This is a genomic window from Protofrankia sp. Cj3 (genome assembly GCF_917627355.1).
Lineage (GTDB): Bacteria > Actinomycetota > Actinomycetes > Frankiales > Frankiaceae > Protofrankia.
Map to the genome: position 1 here is coordinate 7249 of NZ_CAKJTR010000155.1, position 5006 is coordinate 12254.

5 protein-coding genes are annotated in these 5006 nt (G+C 69.2%); 4 read left to right on the top strand and 1 reads right to left on the bottom strand.

What is annotated here, in order from left to right; genetic code table 11:
- Positions 1–279: 279 nt before the first annotated feature.
- Entirely contained in the window at positions 280–1137 is an 858-nt protein-coding gene (gene truA, locus MJ783_RS18005; RefSeq protein WP_239374943.1) for a tRNA pseudouridine(38-40) synthase TruA, read from the top strand.
- A gap of 22 nt (positions 1138–1159) precedes the next feature.
- Here truA and MJ783_RS18010 read toward each other — a convergent pair whose 3' ends face one another.
- Positions 1160–2317, bottom strand: coding sequence for a hypothetical protein (locus MJ783_RS18010; RefSeq protein ID WP_239311808.1), 1158 nt, complete (start codon positions 2315–2317; stop codon positions 1160–1162).
- A 218-nt stretch (positions 2318–2535) separates the two neighbouring features.
- On the opposite strand from MJ783_RS18010, the gene rplM reads away from it, so the two are divergent.
- The 3 genes from rplM to glmM all read left to right on the top strand — a co-directional run bounded on the left by rplM (position 2536) and on the right by glmM (position 4956).
- Entirely contained in the window at positions 2536–2979 is a 444-nt protein-coding gene (gene rplM / locus MJ783_RS18015; RefSeq protein WP_239311810.1) for a 50S ribosomal protein L13, read from the top strand.
- Between the two features lie 197 nt (positions 2980–3176).
- Positions 3177–3584, top strand: coding sequence for a 30S ribosomal protein S9 (gene rpsI / locus MJ783_RS18020; protein WP_239311812.1), 408 nt, complete (start codon positions 3177–3179; stop codon positions 3582–3584).
- Positions 3585–3609: 25 nt separating this feature from the next.
- A complete protein-coding gene (gene glmM / locus MJ783_RS18025; protein ID WP_239311814.1) occupies positions 3610–4956 on the top strand; it encodes a phosphoglucosamine mutase in 1347 nt (448 codons plus the stop codon).
- The last annotated feature ends 50 nt before the right edge of the window (positions 4957–5006 follow it).

The window sequence follows — 5006 nt, forward strand, 5'->3', positions numbered from 1 at the left end:
AACGACACGGCTGTCGATGGCGGGGCGGCCGTCGATGACGAGCCCGGCACGCCCAGGACCGAGTAGCGACTCTCGGGACCGCCGGGTGCGCGATAAAGGTCGTATCGTGTGCCCGGCCGTCCGCTGTGTCCGCAGGACGCCCGTTTTGCGCGAGCCCACCATCCATTAGAGGATGGTGGGCTTCGTGTTTCGCATCACAGCATGATCCTGGTGATTCCCGATGTCCTCCCCACCACTTCGCATCCGGCGGGACGATGTGATCCAATATGTGATCCGGAAATGTCCGGCCGGAATCGTCGGGGCGCCGTGAAAGCCGCCGACGGCCTGCAGCGCCTGCGCCTCGACTTGGCCTACGACGGGACGCTGTTCGCGGGCTGGGCGCGTCAGCCCGGACGGCGGACTGTGCAGGGTGACGTGGAGGATGCCCTGATGCGGGTGACGCGGTTGCCCGCGGTCCGGCTCACGGTTGCCGGGCGTACCGACGCGGGTGTCCACGCGCGCGGCCAGGTGGCCCACGTTGACATCCCGGATGATGTCCCGCTTGGCGGGCTCGCTCGCAGACTCAACGGCGTACTGGACCGATCAGTGCGGATCACAGGTCTGGCACCGGCGTCGCGGGGGTTCGACGCCCGCTTCTCAGCGTTGTCACGACGCTACGCCTATCGGATCGGGGACGCGCCGTACGGCGTCGACCCGCTGCGCCGGCACGACACGTTGGCCTGGCCGCGTCCGCTGGACGCCGAGCGGATGCGGCACGCCGCCATCCCGCTGCTGGGCGAGCACGACTTCGGCGCGTTCTGCCGGCGGCGGGAGGGCGCGACCACAGTGCGGACGCTGCTGCGTCTGGACGTGGCGCGGGTCCACGACGGCGTGGTGACGGCGGACGTGGAGGCGGACGCCTTCTGTCACTCGATGGTCAGGGCACTGGTGGGGGCGCTGCTCGCGGTGGGGGAGGGACGCCGTCCCCGGGAGTGGGTCGCGCGGGTTCTCGTGCGGGGCGTCCGCGACTCGGCGGTGACCGTGGTCGCGCCGCACGGCCTCACCCTCGTCGAGGTGCGCTACCCTCCCGATACCGATCTCGCCGCACGCGCGGCGGTGACCCGTGCCGTGCGGGTTCCCACCACGTCGTCAGGCTGACCGCCCGGTCACCGGTCGCTAGTCACCGTGGTCCGTGACCGGTGAGAGTGCGTCGAGAGATCGGCTCGCTGGCGAGTACCGCAAGATCCCGGCGGGCGGCACCCAGCGCCGGATCGCTGCTGGCTCCCTGGCTACCGTCGGTGTAGGCGAGCTGAAGAACGATCAGATAATGGCCGCTGACTGGCGCGGTCCGCCAGGAATTGTCGCCCGTCGGGTTCGTGACCAGCGCGCCTGGCAGCGCCTCCGGCGGCACGGCCAGGGCTGTTATGCCGCCCCTCCCAGCGATGATCAGGTTTGCCGCGTTCTGGGCGGTGCTCGTCTCATCCACAGCGAGGACGGACACCGCCCCCAGTACCCGGCGCCCGGATGCATCCGGTCCGCCCAGGTACACCGCGTGGACGAGCTGGCGGCAGCGGTCGCCGGACAACGCGGTGGTGAGCTCGCCGGTGAGCCCCGGGCACCCGGACTCCAGCCGGTAGGCGAGGCGCTGGTACGAGTGAAGATCGAAAGTGCTGCTCTCGGTGTTGAAGAACTCGTTGACTGTGATCGGATCGGCATCCGTCCGCCCACTGTCGATGACAGCGGGGCCGACCGCTTCCGGGCTCGGCGCCGCCACCCGCGCGGCGTGTTGGCTGTTGTCGCGGCTGTCATGTTGTGCCACAACGGTGACCGAGGCGATCACCAACGCCGCTACGGCGCTCGCCATCGTGATCAGTCTGACGAGGTAGCCCCGGGTCACGGGAGGAACAGCGGGAGGAACGGCGGCCGGCTCGTGGCGCGCGTGATCCGGTGCGGCCGGCGCTATGCCGTCAGTCGCCGTCACCGATTCGGCCGGCGGCGATGATTCGGCCGGCGCCGCTTCAGCACGGTCATCGGGAGGCGACGCGACCGCGCTCTCCACGGGAATCGGTTCCGCGTCGCCCGCGTCCGCGTCGCCCGCGTCCGGGCCGCTCGGTCCCGGCTCGTCCAGCCCTGGAAGGGCGGCGCCCGCGTCAGGCGTCCACGTGGGTCTCCTGATCGACGGCGGCAATCCGTGCAGCGGGCCGAACAGCGGGTCATCCATGGCCGGGAGCCACGGATCGGCGGCATGCCCGAAGGAGTCCCCCGAAACGCCGGGTGAGCGCTCTGGCGGTTTTTCGTCCACCTCCCGCAGACTACGGTGTGCCTGGTAGATCTTCACGGATGTCGATGAGGCTGGCGACCTCGCCGACCGTCCGCGTCATTCGCCTGGTAACCTTAAAGACCAGCCGGCCAAGGGTGATGTGATCATGGTTTTCGCGTCATCGGCGGTCTGGAGGGGCCTGAGCTTCCTGGCGGGTTGTGAGAGCTACACGCCAAGCTGCGTGAGCGGCCCAAAGGCACAATGAGATGCATCCGCTGACAAGAAAAGGCAGACCTGTGCGCACGTACCAGCCCAAGCCCACGGACGTCCAGCAGGCCTGGCATGTCATCGATGCCACGGACGTGGTGCTCGGCAGGCTGGCCAGCCAGGCCGCTCAGCTGCTGCGCGGCAAGCACAAGCCGACATTCGCGCCGCACATCGACACCGGTGACTTTGTCATCATCGTGAACGCGGGCAAGGTTGCCCTGAGCGGTAACAAGCGGGAGCAGGCCCAGTATCATCGCCACTCCGGCTATCCTGGCGGCCTGCGTAGCACCCCCTATGGGTCACTGCTCGACACGCGGCCCCAGCTCATCGTCGAGAAGGCCATCAAGGGCATGCTGCCGAAGAACAAGCTGGGCAGGGCGCAGGGGAGCAAGCTCAAGGTCTATGCCGGGCCGACTCATCCCCACCAGGCTCAGCAGCCCCACCCATTCGCAATCACCCAGGTCGCGCAGTAAGAGCGCGGGCAGGAGGGGACGCGGCATCGCGAGGTTGAGCACACGCCTCGCGCCGTTGCCGTCGGTCGCCAGCCAAGGCCAGGGTGGCTCCCTCCGCCGCCTCGTGATAGACGTACCTCAATCCCGCTCCTTGATCCACGCCCCTATTGCCGGGCGCTCTAAGCCGCGGGCCATCTGACCAGGAAGGGACAGACGACGTGGCTGTCGTGACCGACGCCCAGGGCAACCCTCGCGCCACCGGTCGGCGCAAGGAGGCTGTTGTCCGGGTACGCCTCCTGCCGGGCACCGGCAAGTGGACCCTCAACGGGCGCTCCCTGGAGGAGTATTTCCCTAACAAGGTCCACCAGCAGCTTGTCAACGAGCCGCTCAAGGCGCTGGACCGAACCGAGTCCTACGATGTGGCGGCGCGGCTGCATGGCGGCGGTGTTTCCGGCCAGGCGGGCGCCCTTCGGCTTGCGCTCGCGCGGGCGCTGACCCTCGCGGAGGAGGAATCTCGCCCGATTCTGAAGAAGGCGGGCTTCCTGACGCGTGACGCCCGGGTCAAGGAACGCAAGAAGTACGGCCTCAAGAAGGCCCGGAAGGCACCCCAGTACAGCAAGCGCTGACGCGTTGGCTTCGCGGGATCTTGCAGTGGCGAGGCTCTTCGGTACGGATGGTGTGCGTGGGGTCGCCAATGCCGACCTCACCGCCGAGTTGGCGTTGGCGTTGTCGGCCGCGGCCGTCGGGGTGCTCGCTGAGCATCATGCCGCCGGCAGCGGGCATCCGGTTGTGGTCGTGGGGCGCGACACGCGGCCATCCGGGGAGTTCCTGGAAGCCGCCGTCGTCGCGGGTCTTGCGTCGGCTGGCGCGGACGTCCTGCGGATCGGTGTCGTGCCCACACCGGCGGTGGCGCACGCGGTGATCGGCGCGGGCGCGGCCCTCGGGGTGATGCTCTCGGCGAGCCACAACCCCATGCCGGACAACGGCATCAAGCTGTTCGCGGCCGGGGGCTACAAACTCCCGGACGAGATCGAGGACGAGATCGCCGGCCGTCTCGCCACCCCCGCGTCGGACCGTCCCACCGGGGCGGCGATCGGGCGCGTCCGCGACGATACGGCACTTGTGGAGAGCTACACGGACTTCCTGCTGGCGGCTGTTCCCGCCCCGATGACCGGTCTCCGGGTCGTGGTCGACTGTGCGCAGGGAGCCGCGTCGGCGTTGGCGCCACATGTGTTGCGTGCCGCTGGTGCTGACGTGATTCCCCTGCATGCGGACGGGGACGGCCTCCGGATCAACGACGGCTGCGGCGCAACCCAGCTGGACTCCCTGCGGGCCGCCGTGGTTGCGCACGGTGCCGACGCCGGTATCGCGCATGACGGGGACGCTGATCGCTGTCTCGCCGTCGACGCCAATGGCGAGGTCGTCGACGGCGATCAGATCCTTGCGCTGTGCGCACTTGCGCTGCGTGAACGCGGTGATCTTGCCGACGACACTCTCGTAGTGACGGTGATGTCCAACCTCGGCCTGCATCATGCGATGCGGGACGCCGGTATCAATGTGATCGCGACACCCGTCGGTGACCGCTACGTACTGGAGGCCATGCGCGAGCGGGCGTTGTCCCTCGGCGGGGAGCAGAGCGGGCACGTCGTCTTTCTCGGGCACGCGACGACCGGGGACGGCTTGCTCACGGCGTTGCAGGTGCTGGGCCGGATGGCCGAGACCGACCGCCCGTTGGCGGAGCTGGCGAAGGTCATGACAAGGCTGCCGCAGGTGCTGGTGAACGTCCGGGGCGTCGACCGTTCCAAGGTTTCCACCTCACCGGCACTTGCCGCGGCCGTGGCGGCCGCAGAGGCCGAGCTGGGCGATGAGGGCCGGGTGCTGTTGCGTTCGTCAGGCACGGAGCCGCTGGTGCGGGTCATGGTGGAGGCGCCGAGCACCGCCCAGGCGACAGCGATCGCCGCTCGCCTGTCCGCGGTCGTCGAGAGCGCCCTCGCATAGGGCGTCCGGCACCAGGGGACGCGGCGTCGCGGGGCTGGGCGCGCGCCTTA

Excerpts from the sequence above, each read along its gene's own strand:
- truA (WP_239374943.1), top strand. The coding sequence starts at position 280 with ATGTCCGGCCGGAATCGTCGGGGCGCCGTGAAAGCCGCCGACGGCCTG.